The organism is Pseudomonas sp. NPDC088322 (assembly GCF_044740745.1).
Taxonomy (GTDB): domain Bacteria; phylum Pseudomonadota; class Gammaproteobacteria; order Pseudomonadales; family Pseudomonadaceae; genus Aquipseudomonas; species Aquipseudomonas shirazensis.
Window position 1 is genome coordinate 544,390 of the sequence record NZ_JBIURK010000002.1, and the last position, 21,705, is coordinate 566,094.

Annotated in this window: 18 protein-coding genes and 2 pseudogenes; 11 read left to right on the top strand and 9 right to left on the bottom strand. The window is 64.0% G+C overall.

The features are described from left to right. Positions 1 to 12: 12 nt before the first annotated feature. From ACIOAU_RS06755 to ACIOAU_RS06770, 4 genes are all read left to right on the top strand, one after another. Positions 13 to 1,755: an FAD-dependent oxidoreductase gene (locus ACIOAU_RS06755; RefSeq protein WP_401180839.1), complete on the top strand. Its 1,743-nt coding sequence runs from the start codon at positions 13 to 15 to the stop codon at positions 1,753 to 1,755. Beyond that, a complete protein-coding gene (locus ACIOAU_RS06760) occupies positions 1,745 to 2,065 on the top strand; it encodes an NIPSNAP family protein (protein WP_101318657.1) in 321 nt (106 codons plus the stop codon). The genes ACIOAU_RS06755 and ACIOAU_RS06760 overlap by 11 nt, the downstream gene beginning before the upstream one ends. Before the next feature lie 72 nt (positions 2,066 to 2,137). Next, a complete protein-coding gene (locus ACIOAU_RS06765; RefSeq protein ID WP_401180843.1) occupies positions 2,138 to 3,871 on the top strand; it encodes an FAD-dependent oxidoreductase in 1,734 nt (577 codons plus the stop codon). Between the two features lie 142 nt (positions 3,872 to 4,013). Continuing rightward, on the top strand, positions 4,014 to 4,976 hold the full coding sequence (locus tag ACIOAU_RS06770; protein WP_150573855.1) for an endonuclease: 963 nt from the start codon (positions 4,014 to 4,016) through the stop codon (positions 4,974 to 4,976). A 7-nt stretch (positions 4,977 to 4,983) separates the two neighbouring features. Here ACIOAU_RS06770 and ACIOAU_RS06775 read toward each other — a convergent pair whose 3' ends face one another. Beyond that, the gene (locus ACIOAU_RS06775; protein ID WP_401180847.1) at positions 4,984 to 6,069 is read right to left on the bottom strand and encodes a GlxA family transcriptional regulator; all 1,086 of its coding nucleotides are present in this window, start codon (positions 6,067 to 6,069) and stop codon (positions 4,984 to 4,986) included. A gap of 85 nt (positions 6,070 to 6,154) precedes the next feature. Between ACIOAU_RS06775 and ACIOAU_RS06780 the strand changes: the two genes are divergently transcribed. From ACIOAU_RS06780 to ACIOAU_RS06795, 4 genes are all read left to right on the top strand, one after another. Next, positions 6,155 to 7,138, top strand: a complete 984-nt coding sequence (locus ACIOAU_RS06780; protein ID WP_101318651.1) for an aliphatic sulfonate ABC transporter substrate-binding protein — start codon at positions 6,155 to 6,157, stop codon at positions 7,136 to 7,138. A gap of 61 nt (positions 7,139 to 7,199) precedes the next feature. Next, a complete protein-coding gene (locus ACIOAU_RS06785) occupies positions 7,200 to 8,318 on the top strand; it encodes an aryl-sulfate sulfotransferase (protein WP_401180850.1) in 1,119 nt (372 codons plus the stop codon). Positions 8,319 to 8,396: 78 nt separating this feature from the next. Continuing rightward, positions 8,397 to 10,718, top strand: coding sequence for a TonB-dependent receptor (locus tag ACIOAU_RS06790; RefSeq protein ID WP_220633432.1), 2,322 nt, complete (start codon positions 8,397 to 8,399; stop codon positions 10,716 to 10,718). 393 nt (positions 10,719 to 11,111) lie between these two features. Further along, the gene (locus ACIOAU_RS06795) at positions 11,112 to 11,315 is read left to right on the top strand and encodes a hypothetical protein (RefSeq protein WP_101318645.1); all 204 of its coding nucleotides are present in this window, start codon (positions 11,112 to 11,114) and stop codon (positions 11,313 to 11,315) included. Between the two features lie 5 nt (positions 11,316 to 11,320). Here the strand turns inward: ACIOAU_RS06795 and ACIOAU_RS06800 are convergent, their stop codons facing one another. From ACIOAU_RS06800 to ACIOAU_RS06810, 3 genes are all read right to left on the bottom strand, one after another. Further along, complete coding sequence (locus ACIOAU_RS06800; protein ID WP_181108394.1) at positions 11,321 to 11,707, bottom strand: NUDIX hydrolase; 387 nt, start codon at positions 11,705 to 11,707, stop codon at positions 11,321 to 11,323. A 128-nt stretch (positions 11,708 to 11,835) separates the two neighbouring features. Next, positions 11,836 to 13,536 (bottom strand): FAD-dependent oxidoreductase, encoded by a 1,701-nt coding sequence (locus tag ACIOAU_RS06805; protein ID WP_401180853.1) that lies wholly within the window; start codon positions 13,534 to 13,536, stop codon positions 11,836 to 11,838. Then, a complete protein-coding gene (locus ACIOAU_RS06810) occupies positions 13,533 to 14,387 on the bottom strand; it encodes an IclR family transcriptional regulator (RefSeq protein ID WP_312389138.1) in 855 nt (284 codons plus the stop codon). Before ACIOAU_RS06810 ends, ACIOAU_RS06805 begins: the two co-directional genes overlap by 4 nt. A gap of 251 nt (positions 14,388 to 14,638) precedes the next feature. Between ACIOAU_RS06810 and ACIOAU_RS06815 the strand changes: the two genes are divergently transcribed. Together ACIOAU_RS06815 and ACIOAU_RS06820 are read left to right on the top strand one after the other, a co-directional pair. Beyond that, a complete protein-coding gene (locus ACIOAU_RS06815) occupies positions 14,639 to 15,466 on the top strand; it encodes a sugar phosphate isomerase/epimerase family protein (RefSeq protein WP_401180856.1) in 828 nt (275 codons plus the stop codon). A gap of 13 nt (positions 15,467 to 15,479) precedes the next feature. Continuing rightward, a pseudogene (locus ACIOAU_RS06820) lies at positions 15,480 to 15,566 on the top strand (glutathione S-transferase); the annotation flags it as partial. Between the two features lie 13 nt (positions 15,567 to 15,579). On the opposite strand, the gene ACIOAU_RS06825 reads toward ACIOAU_RS06820, so the two are convergent. After that, positions 15,580 to 16,287, bottom strand: coding sequence for a FadR/GntR family transcriptional regulator (locus tag ACIOAU_RS06825; protein ID WP_401180859.1), 708 nt, complete (start codon positions 16,285 to 16,287; stop codon positions 15,580 to 15,582). 98 nt (positions 16,288 to 16,385) lie between these two features. Between ACIOAU_RS06825 and ACIOAU_RS06830 the strand changes: the two genes are divergently transcribed. Further along, the gene (locus ACIOAU_RS06830) at positions 16,386 to 17,129 is read left to right on the top strand and encodes a FadR/GntR family transcriptional regulator (RefSeq protein WP_101318634.1); all 744 of its coding nucleotides are present in this window, start codon (positions 16,386 to 16,388) and stop codon (positions 17,127 to 17,129) included. A gap of 12 nt (positions 17,130 to 17,141) precedes the next feature. Here ACIOAU_RS06830 and ACIOAU_RS06835 read toward each other — a convergent pair. From ACIOAU_RS06835 to ACIOAU_RS06850, 4 genes and pseudogenes are all read right to left on the bottom strand, one after another. Next, positions 17,142 to 18,961, bottom strand: a pseudogene (locus ACIOAU_RS06835) (glycosyl hydrolase family 28 protein). Between the two features lie 146 nt (positions 18,962 to 19,107). Then, entirely contained in the window at positions 19,108 to 19,884 is a 777-nt protein-coding gene (locus tag ACIOAU_RS06840) for an ABC transporter ATP-binding protein (protein ID WP_401180862.1), read from the bottom strand. A gap of 11 nt (positions 19,885 to 19,895) precedes the next feature. After that, positions 19,896 to 20,735, bottom strand: a complete 840-nt coding sequence (locus ACIOAU_RS06845) for an ABC transporter ATP-binding protein (protein WP_101318628.1) — start codon at positions 20,733 to 20,735, stop codon at positions 19,896 to 19,898. 11 nt (positions 20,736 to 20,746) lie between these two features. Further along, entirely contained in the window at positions 20,747 to 21,664 is a 918-nt protein-coding gene (locus ACIOAU_RS06850) for an ABC transporter permease (RefSeq protein ID WP_150572994.1), read from the bottom strand. Between the last annotated feature and the right edge of the window lie 41 nt (positions 21,665 to 21,705).

Consider the following 21,705-nt stretch of genomic DNA (forward strand, 5'->3'; position numbering starts at 1 on the left):
CAGGTGACAGACATGAACAACAAAAATTATGACCTGATCGTGCTCGGCAGCGGCGCTGCCGGTTTCGCCGCTGCGGTAAGTGCCAGCAGCCTTGGCTTGAACGTGCTGCTGGTGGAAAAAACCGACCGTTTTGGCGGTACCTCGGCGATTTCCGGCGGTGCGGTCTGGCTGCATGACACCGACCAGGCGCGCGCCGCCGGGCTGCAGTTGCCGGCCGAGCAAATGCGCCTGTATCTGCAGCAGGTCATCGGCGCCAACTATCAGCCCGAACTGGTCGACGTCTTTATCGAACATGGCCGTGAGGCGCTGCGTTTTCTGCAACAGAACAGTGAACTCAAATACAGCCTGCGGCCGTTGTCGCCGGATTATTATCCGGACCTGCCCGGCGCGACCCAGAGCGGGCGCGCGCTGGAGATCGACGAGTACGACGGGCGCCGCCTGGGCGCGCAGTTCAGGCACCTGAAACAACCACCGGACGGCATGCTGCTGTTTGGCGGGATGATGGTCAATCGGGTCGACATCCAGCATTTTCTCAGCTGCAAGCGCTCGCTGCGTTCGCTCGGCCATTGCCTGAAACTGCTTGCGCGTTATGGCCTGGATCGTCTCAGTCACCCGCGCGGCACCCGCCTGACGGTCGGTAATGCGTTGATCGCGCGGCTGGCCACCACGGCATTTGCCAATGGTGTCGAGCTCTGGCTCGAGGCTTCGGCGCAGGCGTTGATCGTCGAGGACGGTGTGGTCAGCGGCGTGCGCATCCACTGGCGCGGCGAGGAACACGCCGTGCGCGCCCGGGGCGGGGTGCTGCTGGCCATGGGCGGCTTTGCTGCTGGCGAACACGCCGGGCAGTGGCGCCCGGCCAGTGCTGCGCCGCACTTGAGCATGTCGCCGCCAGCCAATGTCGGCGATGGCCAGCGCCTGGCGGCATCGGTGCTGGCAGCGCTGGGCGAGCAACTGGCAGCCAACTTCTTCTGGGCGCCGGTCTCGCGCCTGCGCAAGGCCGACGGCAGCGAGGAGCGCTTTCCCCACCTGGTCACCGACCGCGCCAAGCCGGGGGTGATTGCGGTCAATCAGGACGGCCAGCGCTTCGTCAACGAAGCCAACTCCTATCACAGTTTTGTCGAGGCGATGTTTGCCAACGGCGGAGCCAACGCGCCCTGCTGGCTGGTCTGTGACGGCGAGGCGCTGAACACCTACGGCCTGGGCCTGGCGCGACCGCGGCCGGTCGACAACAGCGCATTGATCGCAGCCGGCTACTTGCTGCGGGCCGATAGCCTGGCCGAGTTGGCCGCGCGGCTGGCGATCGACCCCAGCAAATTGGCGCAGACCGTACAGCGCTTCAACAACGACGCAGCGGCAGGCGTCGACCGCCAGTTCGGCAAGGGCAGCAATGCCTACAACCGCTATATGGGCGACCCGTTGCACACGCCCAACTCCTGCCTGAGGCCGCTGAACAAGCCGCCCTACTACGCCATTCGCCTGCACACCGGCGACCTCGGTTCGGCACGCGGGCTGATCACCAACGGCCAGGCCAATGTGCTCAACGCACAGGGCGAACCGATCGCCGGGCTGTATGCCGCCGGCAACGAAATGAACTCGATCATGGCCGGCACCTATCCAGGGCCGGGCATCACCCTCGGCCCTGCCCTGACCTTTGCCTATCTGGCTGCCAAAGACATCGCCGGGCGCCTGAATGGCGCCACCGCAACCACCTCAACCCACTCAACACAGCCCTCTGGAGAGCAGCATGTTCTATGAACTACGCACCTACACCCTGAAACCGACCAAGCTGGCTGACTGGCTGGCGTTGTACAAAAGCGCTGCGCTGGAAGTACAGCAAGAGCACCTGGGCCATCTGGTCGGCTTTTTCACCACCGAAATTGGCGAGGTCAACCAGGTGGTACACCTGTGGGCCTACACCAGCCTGGATGAGCGCACCGCCCGCCGCGCAGCAATGGCGGCCGACCCGCGCTGGCTGGAGTTCGCCCGCCAGAACAAAGCGCTCGATGCGGTAGTCACGCTGGAGTCGCGCCTGCTGCGCCCGACCGATTTCTCGCCGCTGCAATAACCGCGCAGGTCCCTAAGGCTCGCGCCCGCTCGGGCGCAGCCGCTTCTTCAAGCCATTACAACGGAGGCTGCCTTGAGCGCTTTGCCGTCGAACACTGCTGCCCTGTCGGCCAGTCAAACCCTGCAATGCGATGTGCTGGTGGTCGGCTCCGGCGCCGCGGGCCTGGCTGCAGCCGTCACCGCTGCCGAGCTCGGGCTGGAGGTCATCGTGGTCGAGAAGGAGCCGGTTTTCGGCGGCACCAGCGCCTGGTCCGGGGGCTGGTTGTGGGTCCCTGGCAATCCGTTGGCGGGCGCTGATGGCGGGGCCGCCGATATCGAGCAGGCGCGGCTCTACCTGTGCAACGAATTGCATTGTGATCAGCTCGATACGCGCCTGGAGGCGTACTTGCGCCACGGCTCGGAGATGGTCGGTTTCTTCCAGCAGCACACCGAAGTGAAATTTTTCTGCGGCAGCACGATGCCTGATTTTCACGCCAGCGCGGGCCATGCCAAAGGCGGCCGCTCGGTCTGCGCCGAGCCCTATGACGGCCGCGAGCTGGGGCCGTGGATCAACAAGCTGCGGCGCCCACTCGACCTGATCAGTCCGGCCGGCATGGGCATTGCCGGCGGCGCTGACCTTAATCATCTGCTCAATGCCAGACACCGCTGGCGCTCACTGCGCTACGCCGGCATGCGCGTATTGCGCCATGCCCGAGACATGCTTTGGCATGGCCGCGGCATGCACCTGGTCAACGGCAATGCGCTGGTCGCACGCCTGCTGAAAAGCGCCCTCCAACGCGATGTGCAGCTACTTGCCGAAACCCCTGTCCGCGCATTGCTCAGCGACGGCCAGCGCGTGCTCGGAGCGACGGTTGAGCACGGCGGGCGACGTGTCAAGGTACACGCCAGGCGCGGAGTAGTGCTGGCATGCGGCGGCTTCCCCCACGATCGCCACCGCAGCGCCCAGTTGCTCGCTCACTGTGCCGAGGGCAGCGAGCACTTGAGCGCTGCACCCAAGGGCAACAGCGGTGATGGCCTGCGCCTGGGTGAAGGCGTCGGTGCGCAGGTGAGCGCCGACATGGCCCATGGCGCTGCCTGGGCACCGGTGTCGCGGGTGCCGCGTGCCGATGGCGGCTTCAGCGGCTTCGCCCACCTTATGGAACGGGCCAAGCCGGGCTTTATCGCGGTGCAGCAAAATGGCCAACGCTTCGTCAATGAGGCCGACTCCTACCACGATTTCATGTGCGCGCTGTTTGCCGCCACCGCGTCGAATGAAAGTCCGGTGGCCTGGCTGATCTGCGACCACCGCGCGCAGCGCCGCTATGGCCTCGGCTGGTCAAAGCCATGGCCGTTTCCGACCACCCCCTACGTGCGCCAAGGCTATCTGCACAAAGCGCCCACATTGGCGGCACTGGCCGGCCAGTGCGGGATCGATGGCGAGCAATTGCAAGCGACCGTGGCCCGCTTCAACCAGCATGCAGAACAGGGCCGCGACCCGCTGTTTCAACGTGGCGAATCAGCCTACAACCGAGCCCAGGGTGAACCCTTGCACGGCCCCAACCCGTCATTGGGCAGTGTCCGGCAGGGCCCGTTCTACGCGGTCAAGCTGGTGCCGGGCAGCCTTGGCACATTCACCGGGCTGGTCACCGATGCCCAGGCCCGCGTGCTCGACCAACAGCAAACGCCGATCCCTGGGCTGTTCGCGGTGGGCAATGACATGAACAGCATCATGCGCGGCTATTACCCCAGCGGCGGCATCACCCTCGGCCCCGGTATGACCTTTGGCTACCTGGCAGCGCGGATGCTGGCGGGCCAGAACCTTGGATAAACATGGCTGCAAGCCAGCACCCCTGCATGGCCAAAGGGTGTTTGGCTGTAGGCATAAGCCTGCCCTGATGTAGGCAAGATAGACAGGTTTCGTGCGTATAATGCGTGCCCCAATCTGATAAGCCTGACTGATAAGCCTGACCATGAAAAAACTGCTGTATGTCCTCGGGCTGAGCCTCGCGGTCATTTACCCCGCCTTCGCCACACCACCTGCCACCTTCACCGAAGCCAAAGTCGTCGCCAAACAGAAGATCTATCTGGACCAGGCCAGCAGCGCCATGGGCGAGCTGTACTGTGGCTGCAAATGGACCTGGGTCGGCAAGTCCGGCGGCCGCATCGACCCGGCGTCGTGCGGCTACCAGACCCGCAAGCAACAAAGCCGCGCCGAGCGTACCGAATGGGAGCACATTGTCCCGGCCTGGACCTTCGGCCACCAGCGCCAGTGCTGGAAGAACGGCGGCCGCGAAAACTGCGCCAACGACGATCCGGTGTTCAAGGCGATGGAAGCCGACCTGTTCAACCTCTACCCGGCCGTGGGTGAAGTGAATGGCGACCGCAGCAACTTCAATTACGGCATGGCCGCAAGCGTCGGCCCGCAATATGGCCAGTGCCAGACCCGCGTCGACTTCAACCAGCGCGCCGCCGAGCCGCGTGACGAGGTCAAAGGCCTGGTGGCACGCACCACCTTCTACATGTTCGATCGCTACAACCTGAACATGTCGCGGCAACAGCAACAGCTGCTGATGGCCTGGGACAAACAGCACCCGGTGACGGCCTGGGAGAAGGAACGCGACCGGCGCATCAGCGCCGTCATGGGCCATTCCAACCCGTTCGTGACCGGCGCCCGCAGCTGGACGCCGGGCTACAAGCCGGTGGCCGATGGCGTGGTCAGCAGTGTTCCGAGCAAAGCAGCGCGCCCTGCTCCACAACCGTCACTGGCCAGTGCCAACACCGGCACAATCATCGGTAACCGCAACAGCCACGTCTACCACCTGCCCAGCGGCTGCCCGAGCTACAGCCAGGTCGCCAGCAAGAACCAGGTGACGTTCGACTCCGAAGCCCAGGCGCAGGCTGCCGGGTACCGCAAGGCAGGCAACTGCAAATAGCCGCTGGCTACTGCGCCAGGTGCTCCATGGCAATCTCCAGCGGGGGGTCATGGCGATACCCGGTCTGCCCTGCCGCTGGCGCGGCCTGCGTCGCTGAGGTGAGCCGCGAGTGTGAGCGATAGGCCAACGGGCTCACGCCGAGCTGGCGCTGGAAGCTACGGCGCATGCGCTCTTCATTGCCGAAGCCGCTGGTTTCGGCAATCCGCTTGATCGGCTCCTGGCTGGTCTCGAGCAAACGGCAGGCAGCCTCGAGGCGCAAGGTCTCGACCGTCTGTGCCGGGGTGCCGCCGGTGGCTGCGGTGTAGGCGCGGGCAAAATGGCGCGGGCTCATACCGAACTTCTCGGCCAGGCGCTCGACGCGCAGATCACTGTCGAGGTTCTCGGCAATCCAGCCATGCAGGCGCACCAGGCGCTGATCACGGTCGCTACGCAGGGCATCGCTCTGCGCCTTGAGCGGTGCGCTGAGCTGGGCCTGCTCGGCCGAGCGGCGCAGAAACAGCGTGAAGTAGCGGGCCAGGGCCAGCGCAGCATGGGGGCCGAGGTCCTCCTCGACCAACGCCAGCCCTAGATCGATCCCGGCACTGGCGCCACCACAGGTCCACAGCGCGCCGTCGTGCAGGTAAAGCCCGTCGTGCTCGACGGTCAATGCCGGGTAACTGCGCTGCAGGCGCTCGGCAAACTGCCAGTGGGTGACCACCCGCCGCCCGTCGAGCAGGCCGGCAGCGGCCAAGGCAAACGCGCCGCTGCCAATCGAGCAGACGCGCCGCGCACTCGGCGCACGCCGTTGCAACCACGCAATCACCTCGGCGTCACGCTCCAGCGCGGCCACCCCCGGCCCGCCAATCACGATCAGCGTGTCCAGCACTGCCTCGGCCTCGACCTCCTGCAAAGAGCGGGTCATGACCCCAATACCGGAGATCGTCTCGACCTCGCCCCCTGCGGGCGAGGCCAACACCACCCGATACGGCGGGTTACTTGCCAACTCGCCAGCAAGTACCCGTGGCGCAGCGGCGAACACCTCCAACGGCCCGGCGGCGTTGAGCAGCAGTGCGCCGGGGAAGGCCAGCACCAGTACCGTTCGCGGCGCCGTCATGGCAGAAAACGAGGGGTGTTTGACATGGTGAGGACGAGGCCGCGTGGACATACTGAGTGCACTTTCCAATTCAAGAGCCCAGACGATGCCGACAAAATCGTTGCCTGCCAAGTACCTTGCGCGCCCCTTGGCACAGCTGTTGTTGACCAGCCTGCTGTTCGCCGCCCTGCCCGCTCAGGCAGCGTCGGTGGCCGAACTGGAGGTGGGTGACCAGAGCGGCTTGACCCAGGCCCTGCTGGCGGCAGCGGGTGAGGATCAAGGGCTGCCTTATCGCCTCGACTGGCATCCTTTTGCGGCCGGCACTGCATTGCTGGAAGCCCTGAACGCTGCGGCAGTCGATGTCGGCGTAGTCGGCAATGCTCCGCCCGTCTTCGCCCAGGCCGGCGGCTTCGATGTGCGGGTGGTAGCCGCTGCCGAAGGCGCGCAGAACAACAACGCCCTGCTGGTTCAGGGCAACTCATCGATTAGCCAGGTAGCCGAGCTCAAGGGCAAACGGATTGCCGTGGCCAAGGGCACCAGCGGTCACTATCTGCTGCTGGCAGCGCTTGCCCAGGCCGGGTTGCGCAGCAGCGACGTCGAGCTGATCTACGCCAGCCCGGTCGATGCGCAAAACGCCTTCGCCAGCGGCAAGCTGGATGCCTGGGCGGTGTGGTATCCATTTGTCGGCCAGGCCACCTCGCGCGGTGCGCGCAAGCTGCTCGACGGCAGCCAATGGCCAGAAACCGGCCTCAACTTCACCGTCGCCAGCCTCGCGGCGCTGCAAGACCCGGTCAAGGCCGAGCTGCTTGGCGACTTCATCCAGCGCCTGGCGCGCGCGCAGGACTGGGCCACCGCGCATCCCGACGCCTGGGCCGCGCAACTGGCCACAGTCACCCGCCTGCCGTTGCCCTTGCTGCAGGAGATGCTCGCCAGCCAGCAGCTGCACTACGTGGCGCTGGACCCACGGGTGACCGACCTGCAGCAACGTCTGGCTGACCGCTTCACCGAGGCGCGCTTGCTGCCCCGCCCGATCAAGGTCGCCGAGGCCTTCGACGACCGCTACAACCCGCTGTTGCCCCACCGCCCCTGACCTGAACCCCGCGCAGCATGCCGCACTCGTCGGCAGGGCCGCGCTCATCTGGAGAAAAGCCATGCCCGCACTCGACCGCACTACCTTGCGTCGCCATGCCACCGGCCTGATCGGCATCGACGCCGAACGTTCGGCTGGCGGCTACACCCTGTTTGCGCCGCAGACCGCCGACGGCAACGTGTACCTGATCAACCTGCGCGGTGAGCAGGTACACCACTGGAAACTGCCGCAGCGGCCCGGCCGCGATGCGGTGATCCTGGCCAATGGCAACCTGGGCTACAACGGCAACCACCCAGACTCGGCTGAGCTGTTCGGCGGCTGGTCGGTCTGGCATGGCGGTGCCTTCAGCGAGGTTACGCCGGACGGCGAGGTGGTCTGGGAGTACACCGACCTGGCGCACCACCACGATGCCCAATGGCTGGCCAACGGCAACCTGCTCTACACCACCGCCGAGCCACTGCCGGCCGCGTTTGCGCAGCGCATCCAGGGCGGTATCCCCGGCAGCGAGGCCGCAGGCGGGGTGATCTACGGCGATGTGGTCAAGGAGGTCGACCGCAGCGGCACGCTGGTCTGGCAATGGCGCAGCTGGGAGCACCTGGTGCCGGAAGACTACCCGCTGCACGCTTGCTTTGAGCGCTATCACTGGCCGATGACCAACGCAGTTACTCCGGGCCGCGACGGCAAGGTCATTCTCAGCCTGCGCAGCGTGTCGGCGGTGATTGCCGTGGACAAGGCCAGCGACCGCGTGCTCTGGCGCCTGGGTCACGATGTGGTAGCCCAGCAGCACTGCCCAAGTGAACTCGAGGACGGGCGCATCCTGATCTTCGACAACGGCATCTCGCGGCCACACGTGTCGATGCCGCATTCGCGGGTCATCGAAGTCGACCCGCATACCCAGCGCATTGAATGGCAATACGCCGACAGCCCAGGCTATGCCTTCTTCACCCCATTCATGGGCGGCGCCCAACGCCTGCATAACGGCAATACCTTGATCACCGAAGCCAACTTCGGCCGGCTGTTCGAGGTAACCCGCGCCGGCGAAGTGGTGTGGGAATACATCAATCCGCACTTTGCCGCGTATCCGGACGCCGCCTCGCGTGCGTACCTGCCCGGTGAAAACAACGCGATCTTCCGCGCCCATCGCTATCAGGCCGCCGATATCCCCTGGCTGCGCGACTGAGCCAATACCCCCCAACCCTTGCGATCACGCTTACGCAAACCACGCGCAGCGAGAGGTGCCTCATCACTGGAGTTACCGATGAACCTGCGTTTTTCTCATCAGCGCCGCGCGTGCCTCTGGCCCCGGGTTATCCCCGGCCTGTTCGCGCTGGCGTGCAGCCCAAGCCATGCCGCAGAGCCGCTCGCAGCCTCGGCGCACGCCGACGACACGAGCCTGCAAACCGTTACCGTCAATGCCCGGCGCCGCGAGGAAGATGCGCAAAGCGTGCCCTCAGCGATGTCGGTGTTGTCAGCGCAGACCCTGCAGAACCAACGGTTGTACCGGCTGCAAGACCTGCAACAAGCCATGCCCAGCGTCAACGTCGCGTTCATGCATGCCCGTCAGTCGAGCCTGTCGATTCGCGGCCTGGGCAACAATCCGGCGAGCGACGGCCTCGAGGGCAGCGCCGGCATCTACCTCGACAACGTCTATCTCGGCCGACCAGGCATGGCCGTGTTCGACCTGCTCGACATCGAGCAGCTGGAGCTGCTGCGCGGCCCGCAAGGCACTTTGTTTGGCAAGAACACCACCGCCGGAGTGCTCAATATCAGCACTCGGCGGCCGACCTTCAGCCCCGAGGGCAGCGTCGCCACATCGATCGGCGAAGGCGGCTATCAGCAGACACACGCCAGCCTCGGCGGGCCATTGAGCAGCACCTTGGCAGGGCGCCTTTCGGCCTACCGCAGCGAAGAAAATGGCTACGTCGATAACCAGTTCAATGGTGAAACCCTGGGTGGCGGCACCCGCCAGGGCCTACGTGGGCAATTGCTGTTCGAACCCAACGACAGCTTCAACCTGCGCTGGATCGCCGACTACAACGAAGAAGACTCCAGCGCAGGCACGCGCTCGTTGTTCAGCACCGGGCCGACCATCAACGGCGTCAACCGCTATCAGCAGCGCGCAGCAGCCGTGGGCGCAACGTTGGCCGAGGGCCGTCGGGTCAATCTGGATGCCGAACAGAACGTGCGCGTATTTCAGGGCGGCAGCTCGCTGGAAGCCAACTGGACCCTGCCGGGTGATTACACCCTGACCTCGATCACCGCCTGGCGCTGGTGGGATTTCACCCCGCGCAACGATGACGAGCTGAACGTACCGGTGATGCGCAATGTCGGCCAGTCGGCGCGCGACCGCCAGTATTCGCAGGAGCTGCGCCTGGCCTCGCCGCGCGGGGAGTTGTTCGACTATGTAGCCGGGGCTTACTACATGCGCCAGGAAATGCGCAATGAAGTGTTCACCGACTACGGCCCGCTCGCCGACACCTGGAACGGCACGCCTCAAGGCGCCTTGAACGATGTCTCCAGCCTGGGTAAGGGACGCATCGATACCGACAGCTTTGCCTTGTTCGCCCAAGGCACCTGGCACCTGACGCCGCGTCTGGACCTGAGCGCCGGTCTGCGCGGCACTTATGAGGTCAAGCAGGCGCGGGTCAACCGTTTTGCGCCCAGCGGCGGCGCATCGGTGACGGGTGCTGCTGCCAACGTGCGCGCGGCGCGGCTGGGTGCTTACGACTCGGGCGACCTTGGCCTGTACAGTTTCAGCCCCTCGGCGCTGGTCAGCCTCGCCTACCACTTCAATGATCAGGTGATGGGATACGCGTCGTTGTCCCACGGCGAGAAGTCCGGCGGGGTCAACCTCAGCGTCGCCAGCGCGCCGGTGGCCGGCGCCGACTCGCTGTTGATTGGCAGCGAACGCGCCAACGATGCCGAGCTTGGTCTCAAGAGCAGCCTGTTCGATCAGCGCCTGCTGCTCAATGCCAACCTGTTCTGGACTGAGGTGCATGGCTACCAGACCAACGCCTACGATGATGCCAACCTCACCAGCTACCTGACCAACGCCGGAGCGGTGCGCAGCCGCGGGCTGGAGCTTGAGTCGACGTTGCTGCCGATCCGCGGTCTGACCTTGAACCTCAACGGCTCGTGGAACGACGTGCGCTATCGCGACTACGTCGACGCGCCCTGCCCGGCTGAGGTCGCCTTGCAACCGGGCGCACCGGCCTCCTGTGATCTGAGCGGGCACGCGGTGGTCGGCGCCTCGAAGTGGATCTTCAATGCCAACGGCGCCTATGAATGGCAGGCCGGGATGTTGCGGCCTTACGTCAATGCCAGCTATGCATTCCGCTCGCACGCGGTCGGCACGGTGGATGACTCGCGCTTTGCGCAGTTGCCCAGTTATGCGGTGGTCAATCTTTCGGCGGGCGTGCGCGGCGACCTCGGCGACGGCCAGTGGGACCTGTCACTGTGGCTGCGCAATGCAGGCAACAAGACTTACTACAGCACCTTGTGGAACTCACCGAACGGTGCCTACACCGGGGTGTTGGGAACACCCCGCACGCTTGGCGTCACTGGCCGCTACGACTTCTGAGCAACCGTCGCCACCTGCAGCGGGATACGCCCGTTGAAGGTGGTGCCTTTGCCCGCAGTCGACTCGACCTCGATGGTGATCGAGCATTCCACGCTGGTGTGATGCATCGCATCACAATAGACCATACCCACCGGCTACGACGCCAACAGCGCCTATCTTGATGCGTAGCGGTCCCTGTAGGAGCGGCCTAGTGCCGCGAAAGGCTCGCGCAGCGGGCCCGACATTCTACGGTGCTGCACAAATCATGGGCCCGCTGCGCGAGCCTTTCGCGACACAAGGCCGCTCCTACACGTGCGCGTCAGCGCGGCTGCCACCGGTCGGCCTTGTATTAGTCTGCTTGCTTAGTACCCCCAATATGACTAATAGTTTGGTATTGCCATCGGAGGCACCAGCATGCGCGCACGTTTCGTCGTGGTTTCGGCTTTACCGATCAAGGAATATCACTACCGCAGAGCGGTAGGATTTTGTACCGCGCCGTCGTGCAACGGCTTTGACTTGTATGACACTGTCGCCAAGTTGCGTTTGACCCCCACCTACGCCAAGCGCGCAGACGCCCAGGCGGAATGCGCCAGGCGCAACGAAACCGCCTGCGCTTGAGCCATTCAGGCCATCAGGGCAGGCAGGGCACGGGCCATCAAGGCTGAAGCGCTGGGGTTGAGTTGGGTCTCTTTAAGGGCAACGCGCTTGACCCATTTGCAGGCAACAATCTCGTTGCCGGGTGCGGGTTTGGCACCCTCGAACAGTTGCGTGGTGAAGATATGATGGAGCACGCTGCCCTCTTCCAGGGTGCATAACTCCAGCAGTGCTTCGCAGTCGAGCCCAGTCTCCTCGCTCATCTCCCTTGCAGCCGCCTGAACCGGTAGCTCGCCCTGCTCGATCGCGCCGCCAGGAAAATTCCATTTGCCTCCCGACTTGCGCACCAACAGCACATTGCCTTCACGCAGGCAAATGACCGTGGCGCGGGCGCGAAGCTTAGCGGAGCCTGGCACAGGCCCCTCCAGCTTGGAGCAAATCGGTGAATGAAGCGGCTGAATCAATCATGGCAAAAACCCATCATGTAGATGGCCTATTGAGTCAGTTGTAGCTCAATTGGTTCGGCTCGTATGACTCAGCACTATCATCTGCTCTGCGCAGCATGCAGACCTGCGACGTAACCGAAGGTCATGGCCGGCCCGAGGTTGATCCCGCCTGACGGATACATGCCGCCCATGATGCTGGCCATATCGCTGCCCACTGCATACAGACCTGCAATAGCCACGCCTGCGCTGTTCAGCACCTGCGCGTTGCCGTTGGTTTTCAACCCGGCAAAGGTGCCGAAGCTGCCAGGGCGGACCTTGACCGCATAGAACGGGCCATGCTCGATCGGTGCCACGCACGGGTTGCCCTTTGTCACCAGCGGGTCACCCTGCTTGCGGTTATAGGCACTAAGCCCACGGCCAAACTCCGGGTCCTCACCCTTGCGGGCATGTTCATTGAAGCTGCGCACGGTTTCGAGCAAGCCTGCCGGGTCGATCCCGCAGGCTTTCGCCAGCCCCTCGAGGGTGGCGCAGCGTTGCAGATAGCCGCTGCGCACCGACGGCCCAACCGGCAGTGGGAACGGCCGCGAATGGCCAAGACCGAAGCGGCGCTGGAAGCGATGATCGCAAATCAGCCAGGACGCAACCTCCTCACCTGCTGGCGCGGCAGCCACCATGGCTGCGGTGTAGTCGTAGTAACCGTCAGCCTCGTTGACGAAGCGCTTGCCGTTGGACAGCACGCCGATCAATCCCGGCTTGGCCCGGTCGATGATATGCGGGAAGTGGCCGCTGCTGCCGTCCGCATGGCGCACCAGCGACACCGGCGCCCAGGCCGCCGCTGAAGCAACATCGAGTTCGAGCACGCCACCAACCGCCTCGCCCAGCGAAATACCATCGCCGCTGCACTGAACCGGCGGCAGGGCCAGGTGATCTTCAGGGGCCGATGTGCGCGGGAACAGCGCTTGCCGGCGCTGCAGATCGTTGGGGAAGCCACCGGCAGCCAGCACCACCCCGCACCGCGCATGAATCTCGGTGGGCCCAGCAGGCGTCTCGACCAGCGCGCCGATCACTCTGCCCTGCTCCTGCAGCAAGCGCTGCGCCGGCGCCGACTCGATCAGCGTCACGCCCAGGTCTTCGGCTGACTTGGCCAGCCGGCCTACCAGTGCCACGCCATTGACCAGGTGCATGGCCCGGCCATGCACGGCCAGGTCGCGCAGGTGCCGGAGCATACGCTTGCTGACGTGCAGCAGTGACTTGAACGAGCGGGTCATGCTGAGGAATGCCGACAGGTCAGCACCGGCCATGATCGGCATGCCCATGAACGAGGTCTCGCGCATGGTCTTGCGCATGCGCTTGATCAGCGGGCCCATGGCGCGCGCGTCATACGGGGCGGCGATCACCTGATGTCCCTGCGTCGCCGCGCCCGGCAAGTGCCCGTGAATATCCGGGATGCCATTGCCATCGGCCCATTGCAGCGCAGTGTTCTCTTCAAAAAACGCGACCATCTTCGGCGCATTGTCGAGAAACGCATCCACCCGCTCGGCGTTGTAGCGGTCGCCGAGCTGGTGTTTGAGGTAAGTGCGTGGTTGTTGTGGGTCCTCATGGATACCGGCGCGTTTGGCCAGCGGATTGCCTGGCACCCACAACCAGCCACCGGACCACGCCGTAGCGCCGCCAAAGGATGAGTGTTTCTCTACAACAATGACCTTCAGCCCCTGCGCCGCAGCAGTGACTGCCGCCGCCAGCCCGGAGGCTCCCGAACCAATCACCAGCAGGTCGCAGTCCAGACGTCGCATGCTCATGCCTGGCCCCCCGGAGTGAGGCTTAGAGCGGTCAGGCCTGGGCTCATCAAGGCTGGCGAGCCTGGTATCAACTGCTGGATCTCTGCGACCGCGGCGATCAGCGCCGGCGCGATCTGGTGCAGCCGTGCCTCGCCAAGGCGAAAGACCGGCCCGGCAACGCTGACCACGCCGATCACCTCGTGGGTGACCGGATGATGCAATGCCACTGCGATGGCCGACATCCAGTCGGCAAAGGTCTGTACAGCCAGCGCGTATCCTTGCTCGCGCGCGGCCTGAATATTGGTCAGCAGCGCTTCCACCGTCTGTGGTGCGTTCGGACCATAATTCTGCACTTGCCCCAGGCCCTGCCTGAGAATCAGGGCCAGGGCCTGCTTGTCGGTCATGCTCGCCAACCACGCATAGCCACTGGCTGAACAGGACAGCCTGGCCTCCATGCCCATGTCCGGGTCATAGCGCAGCCCGGAACGTGCGCCTTGCGCACGGGCAACCCAGGTCAGGCGCTGCTCGTCCACCACCGACAGCCGCACCAGCTCGCCGACCTCGGCCGCAAGCCGGTTGAGCACCGGTTGCACAGCATCGATCGTGCCGTCGGCGGCCAGGTGAGTAAACGCCAGCGCCTGCAGTTTGGAGGTCAGCACATAAGTGCCGCGCTCGTGCTCCTGCCGGGCATAGCCGGTGTCGCACAAAGTGCTCAGCAGCCTGTGGGTGGCGCTGCGGGGGATCTGCAGTTGCTCGGAAATGTCCGTCAGCGAGCTGCCCTCGGCGCTGCTGGCGAGCAGTTCCAGCACCGCAAGCCCGCGATCGAAGAGGCCTGCGTAGGGTGATTCTGCGGTGCTTGCGACGTTGCTCATCAAGGTCTCCTGGTCCCGGGCTACATAAGTCAGCCCAAATGGATTTTCTATGGCTGGAAAACTATTCCAGCAATGCAGGAGGGTCAATCAAAGGGCAGCGTTAAGCGGATTAATGAGGGCGATTATCGAACGAAAGTGCCGCCTGGGCGCGCTTTTCAGGTAGTCCTCAGGGAAGAATTTGATTACAACTGGAACTCGATTCTAACCGGCGCACACCAGACCAGCGCCGCTACACAATTAGAGAGCCAAGCATGAGCGACCAGATATTCTCCCTTGCTGCCCTGACCGTACTTGAGCTGTCCCCGCCCGATATGGTCGAGGTTGCAGCGCGCGCCGGCTATAGCCATGTGGGCCTGCGCCTGGAGCCTGCAACCCCTGAAGAGCAGCACTTCCCGCTGGTAGCCGATGCGCAGTTACGGCGCCAGACCCTTCAGCGCCTGCGCGACACCGGGACCAAGGTGCTGGATATCGAGATCCTGCGGCTCAAGCCAGACACCCAGGTGCAGGCGTTTCTGCCCGTGCTGGAGGCCGGCGCCGAATTTGAAGCAAGCGACCTGCTGATTGCCGGCAACGATCCGGACCCAGTGCGCACGGCCGACAATTTCGACGCGCTGTGCGAGCTGGCCCTACCCTTCGGTATCCATGTCAATCTGGAGTTCATGCCCTGGACCGATGTGCGCAACCTGGCCGAGGCCTGGCACATCGTCGAGCAGGCTGGACGCAGCAACGGCGCGGTGTTGGTCGATGCCTTCCACTTCGATCGCTCAGGCTCGTCGCTGCAAGCACTCGCTGCCGCCAGCGCAACTGCGCCGCAGCGTCTGCGCTACGCCCAGCTGTGCGACGTGGTGGGCCCACGGCCTGCGGAGATGGCCGAGATCCTGCGCCAGGCTCGCCAGGAACGACGCTTCCCAGGGGATGGCGATTGTGACCTGCACGGTTTGCTCAAGGCACTGCCGAGCGGTATTCCGCTGAGCCTGGAGATCCCCACCCGGCAACTGATGGAGCAAGGCGTCAGTCCCTATGACCGCGCCAGACGGGCATTGGACAAGGCACGCGAGGTTCTCGCCAGCCTGCGCTGAAATTGACGCCAAACCTGGGCTGCCGGCGGTCAACGCTTACTACGAGCGGTTGAGCACGCGGGAAGGTTTTCGCTCGCATGGGCGTAACGGCACGCCGTGATCCTGCCCTGCACTCACTGCGCGGATGGTACCGCAGCCCGCGCGTGGTGCAGCAGGTTGGTCAGGTGCAGGCGCATGGCTGCACGCGCTACGTCGGCGTCCTTGCGGGCAATCGCAGCGTAGATCTGCTCACGTTCGCGCACTTGCAGCGTGCGCAACTCGCTCTCTACCGCCCGCGCTGGCGGCGCAGCACTCATCAAGGTGCTGCCGACATGGTTCATGGCATCGATGAAGAAGCTGTTGCCGGTGCACAGGGCGATCTGCAAGTCGAATTCAAAGTCGATACGGGTGCTCTGTGCACCTAGCTGCTGCAGGTCATTGGCTTCGTCCAGGGCGGCGCGAATCGTCGCCAACTGACGAGGACTCGCGCACTGGGCGGCGATCGCAGCAGCCTCCACTTCAAGGCTCAAACGCAGTTCGATGATCGCTACGACATCGTAAGCACTGCCCTGCTGTGGCTTGCTTTCGTGAAACTGGGCAGGTCGCATACTGTCGACGACAAAAGTGCCGATGCCGCGGCGAGTTTCTACCAGGCCCTCGGCCTGCAACCGCGACATCGCTTCGCGGACCACCGTGCGGCTGACTTTGCGCTGTTCGGTGAGCGCCTGTTCGGTGGGCAGTTTGCTACCCGGCGGCAGCTCGCCGGCGAGGATCTGCCGGGAAAGGTCAAGTACCAGTTGCTGGGCCAGGCTCACGCGTCGGTCAGGGGCAGCAGGGGCCATTGCTTGGATCCATTGAAAACAGACGATGGCAGCATTATACCCGCTGCTTTGCCGTGGAAACCCTTTATAATGGCGATTGTTCACACGCGAGCAGAACAATGCCGGATCAAACTTCAACCGCCCCGCAAAAGCCACGCCGCCTAGCCGAGTCGCTGGTCGAACGCTTCGCTCAGCGCATGCGCGACGGCACCCTCAAACGTGGCGACAAATTGCCCACCGAAGCCTCCATCATGGCCAGCGAAGGCGTCAGCCGTTCGGTGGTGCGCGAAGCCTTGTCGCGGATGCAGGCGGCCGGTCTGGTCGATACCCAGCACGGTGTCGGCACTTTTGTCCTCGACATGCCGGCGCCCGAAGGTTTCAACGTCGGGCCCGCCACCATCGTCCTGTTGACCGATGTGCTCGATCTGCTCGAGTTCCGCCTGAGCCTTGAAGTGCAAGCCGCCGGCATGGCTGCCGAACGCGCGTCGGCGCAAGCGCTGGAGGAGTTGCAGCAGGCGTTGCAGGCGTTGCTGCAGGGCCCGGAGAAGTCAGGCAGCACCACCAATGCCGATTTTCAGTTTCACCTGAAAATCGCCAAGGCGGCAGGCAACCATTACCTGATCGACATCATGAAACACCTGGGCACCAAGATGATCCCGCGCACCCGGATGAACTCCGCTTACACCGGGCAGAGCAACCGCAGCACCTACCTGGCCGGGATCAACGCCGAACATCAGCAGATCTTCGACGCGATTGCCAGCCGCCAGGTGGATGCCGCGCGCGCGGCGATGTTCCTGCACCTGAGCAACAGCCGCATGCGCCTGCGCGAGGCGCAGCAGGTTCAGGCGTTCTACAGCGAGTAAGCAGATATCGGCTCAGGGCTGCGCCGGCGCGGGCTCGACATCCTGAAACGCCAGCCCGTCGCTGTCTTTGACCTGCCACGGGTTGGTGCCGCCGGTTTCACTAAAGCGGATGGTGTCAAAACGTGAGTCCTTCAAACCATCGATTCTGGCCAGCGCCGGACCACTGAAGCGGACCCGTTCGAAGCTCAAGCCCTGGTGATAGGCATCATGCTGGCTGTCGCCCTTGACCTCGATTGCCGCCAGTTGCGCGTTTTCGACACTGACATCACTGACCCGCACATCCCGGAACTGCCCGGCGATGGTCGAGCGCTGGTAGTCGAGCTTGGCGTTTGGGTCGTGGTAATCAAGGGTGAAGATGAACGCCTGCTTGACCGTGTTGCGTATCGCCGAATCGCGGAAGGTGACATTGCGCGCGCCGCCGCCCATGAAGTTGGTGCTCTTCATGCGCAGCCCGGCGTCGGTGCCATCGGAGACATTGTCCTCGGCGAGGATGTTCTCGATCCAGGCGCCGGTGTGACTGCCGGCGACGACCATGCCATGGCCCTGGCGGAAGAAGTTGTTGAAGATCCAGGCATCCTGCTGGGCCTTCTGCTTGACTGCTTCGGCACCCGTGCCGGCCGCGAAGTTGACGCAGTCATCGCCGGTATCGAAGAAGTTGTTGAACACCATCGCCCCACGGCTGTTGGCGAACTCGATGCCGTCGCCGTTGTTGGAGTCGTAGGTCTTGTGCGTGGTGTTGGCCAGCACCACGTTCTCGGTTTCCAGGTTCATGATGCCGTGGAAGCCGGGTTGAGCACGGTGAAGCCGCCATAAAAGACGTTTTTCACATCACGCAGGGTGATCAGCGACGAGCGCATCTGGCCGTAGGCGTCCTTGACGTTCATGCCTTCGGCCACGGCGCGCTCGACCTGAGCCTTGGCCAGCAGCCCGTCGAGCATATAGCGGGTATTGTCGCTGGCCAGATACACCGGTAACGGCTGGCCGCGCTCATCGATGGCGTCGGCCTTACGCTTCCAGCCGTTGCCGTCGATGGTGCCCTTGCCGACGATACGGATGTTTTCAAAGGCCTGGTGCTGGCGCGGATCACGTGGCAAGGCATTGATCAACGAGGCCGGGCGCACCGTGGTCGAATACGGGTACTGGATGTAACCCTCACGCGGGTAGTCTTCGGCGCGCTCGGAGCCGAGCAAGGTCGCGCCTTCGGCGATCTCCAGGGTCATGTTGCTCTTCAGGTACAGGGCGCCGCTCTTGTAGGTGCCCTTGGGCAGCAGCACCTTGCAGCCGACCGTGCAAGCATCGATGGCGCGCTGGATAGCGGCGGTATCAAGGCTGCTGCCATCGCCTTTGGCACCGTGTTTCTTCACATCGAACAACGCCGGCACGGCGGTGGTACGTTGCACAACCACCGGGCTGTCGCCTGACTCTTTGCCGTCGCGCCCCACTGATCGCACGCTGAAGCGGTATTCGGTATCGGGTTTGAGACCGTTGGCGGTAAAGCTGTGGATGGCGATGCGGTGGTGGAAGTTGCGCGTGTCCTGCTGGTAGAAGCGGTCGATGTAGGGCTTGGCGGGCGACACCTGGTCGTTGTTGGCGTTGCTGCTGCCGAGCAACTGACCATTGGCGTAGACGTGGTAGTCGCTGATGTCGGCATGACCGGCGGGTTTTTCCCAGACCAGAATGATCTGCTGGTCGTCGTAGGCCAGAGTCGGCACCTGGACCTTGCTCGGCGCTTCCAGCGCCCATAGCGGCAGGCTGCAGCCCAGGCTCAGTGCGGCGAGGACCGCTTGCGCCAAGGGCTGTTTGCGGACAACGGCAATGCGTGCGTACGGCATGTTTTTATCTTCCTTGTTTTTTCGTATTCAAGATTTTTGGGGCTGCTTCGCAGCCCTTCGCGGGTGAACCCGCTCCTACAGGGTTCACCGCAGTCCTTGTGGGAGCGGGTTCACCCGCGAAGGGCCGCAAGGCGGCCCCAGAGATTTCAGGCAACTGCAGGGCGGGCTGACTCAGCACTGAAATCGCGGCTGGCCTGGACCAGCATGCGGGTGTACTCATGGCTGGCGAGGTCCTGGCTCAGGGCATGGCTGTCGAGGCGCTCGACGATGCGCCCTTGTTGCATCACCGCGACCTTGTCGCACAGGTGGCTGACCACACCGAGGTCGTGGGTGACCATCAGGTAGGTGAGTTTCTCGCGCTGGCGCAGGTCGGCCAGCAAGTTGAGAATCTCGGCCTGCACCGAGACGTCCAGCGCCGAGGTCGGCTCATCCAGCAACAGTACCCGCGGCTGCAGAATCAGCGCGCGGGCAATCGCCACGCGCTGTCGCTGGCCACCCGATAACTGATGCGGGTAGCGATAGCGAAAGCTGTCGTTGAGGCCGACCTTGAGCAGGATGTCGTTGATGCGATCATCACGCTCGCCGATGCCATGAATGGTCAGCGGTTCGCGCAGCGCGGTATCGATGGTGTGGCGCGGGTGCAGCGAACCGTACGGGTCCTGGAACACCATCTGGACCTTGCGAAAGTGTTCCTTGGGGATCTTCTGCTGCAAGGGCACACCGGCAATGCTCAGCGCCCCGCTCCAGTGTCGGTACTGCCCGGCCAGGCAGCGCAGCACGGTGGTCTTGCCGGAGCCGGACTCGCCGACCAGGCCGAACGACTGGCCGTCCTCGACGGTCAGGTTGACGTCATGCAGCACCTGGTTGACGGCAGCGCCGACGCCAAAGCTGAGGTTCAATGCGTGTGCTTGGATCATGGACATGGGCAGTTACCTCAGCAGGTGAGCCAGAGCGGGTCGCGTTGCAGTACCGGCAAGCGCGGGCGACGGTTGTCCATGCTCGGCAAGGCTGCCAGCAGGCCACGGGTATAAGGGTGTTCGGCGTACTGCAGGTCACACGCGGCAAGTGACTCGACCACCCGCCCGGCGTACATCACCAGCACCCGATCGCAGTAGTTGCGCACCAGGTTGAGGTCGTGGCTGACGAAAATCAGGCCCATCTGCTGCTCGACCACCAGCTCTTCAAGCACGCTGAGCACCTGCTGGCGTACCGAGACGTCCAGCGCCGAGGTCGGCTCGTCGGCGATGATCACTTCCGGGTTGGTGATCACCATCATGGCGATCATGATGCGCTGGCCCATGCCGCCGCTGACTTCGTGCGGGTACAGGTTGTAGACGCGCTTGGGGTCACGGATATGGACTTTTTCGAGCATCAGCATGACCCGCTCACGGGCCTCGCTGCGGCTGGCCTTGTGGTGCGCCAGGTAGGCTTCGGCGATCTGCTCGCCGACCTTGACCACCGGATTGAGCGAGTATTTGGGGTCTTGCATGATCATCGAAATGCGCTGACCACGGATCTTCTGCATGGCCTTTTCACTGGCGCTGAGCAGGTCGACATCGCCAAACTGCAGGGCCTTGGCGGTGATCTGGGTGCTGCCTGGGTGCAGCTTGAGCAGGCTGCGGCCAACGGTGGACTTGCCCGAGCCAGACTCACCAACAATCGCCAGCTTCTCACGGCCCAGGGTGAACGACACATCGCGCACCGCGTGCATTTCTTTCTTGCCATTGACGAAGCGCACATTGAGCGAATCGACATTGAGTTTGAGCGTCGACATAAAGCCTCCAGTTACTCGCTACGCGGGTCGAGAATGTCCCGCAGGCCATCGCCCAACAGGTTGAACGCCAGGCTCACCAGCATGATCGCGGCGCCCGGTACGGCTACCAGCCACCAGCACTCGAGCATGTAGCGGCGCCCGGTCGAAATCATCGCGCCCCACTCCGGCAGCGGCGCCTGCGCGCCGAGGCCGAGAAAGCCCAGCGCTGCGGCGGTGAGGATGATCCCGGCCATGTTCATGGTCAGGCGGATGATCACCGACGACATGCACATCGGCACGATGTGCCGGAGGATGATCCGCGTCGATGACGCGCCCTGCAGCTCGACGGCAACAACAAAGTCAGCCTTGCGCAGCGACAGGGTTTCAGCCCGTGCCAGACGCGCGATTGGCGGCCACGACGTCAGGGCGATCGCCACCACTGCATGCTCCAGGCCAGGGCCGAGGGCCGCAATGAATGCCAGCGCCAGAACCAGGCTGGGGAATGAGATGAAGATGTCGGTGATGCGCATGAACACCGTATCGACGATGCCGCCGAAGTAGCCGGAGACGGTGCCGATGAACAACCCGATCGGGCCGACGATGATGGTCACCAGGGCAATGATGTAGAGGGTGATCCGGGCGCCATAGACCAGCCGGCTGAAGATGTCGCGGCCGTACTCGTCAGTGCCGAACCAGTGCGCCGCACCCGGTGCCTGCAAGGCATTGGCAAGGTTTTGCACGACCGGGTCGTGGGTGGCGATCCACGGTGCGAACGCAGCCACTACGACCAGCAGCAGCGCGACCATCAGGCCAGCCAGGGTCATCGGGTTGCGCAGCAGGTGGCGCAGCACGCGCAGGCTGCTTTTGTAGAGGGCGTCGAGGCTGGACGCCGGGGTGTTGTCGGCCTGCCGTTTGGCAGCGGTTTCAGTGGTAGAGATGTTGGCTATCATCGGCATGCTCTCTCGGTGCAATCATGGCCCGGCAGGACACC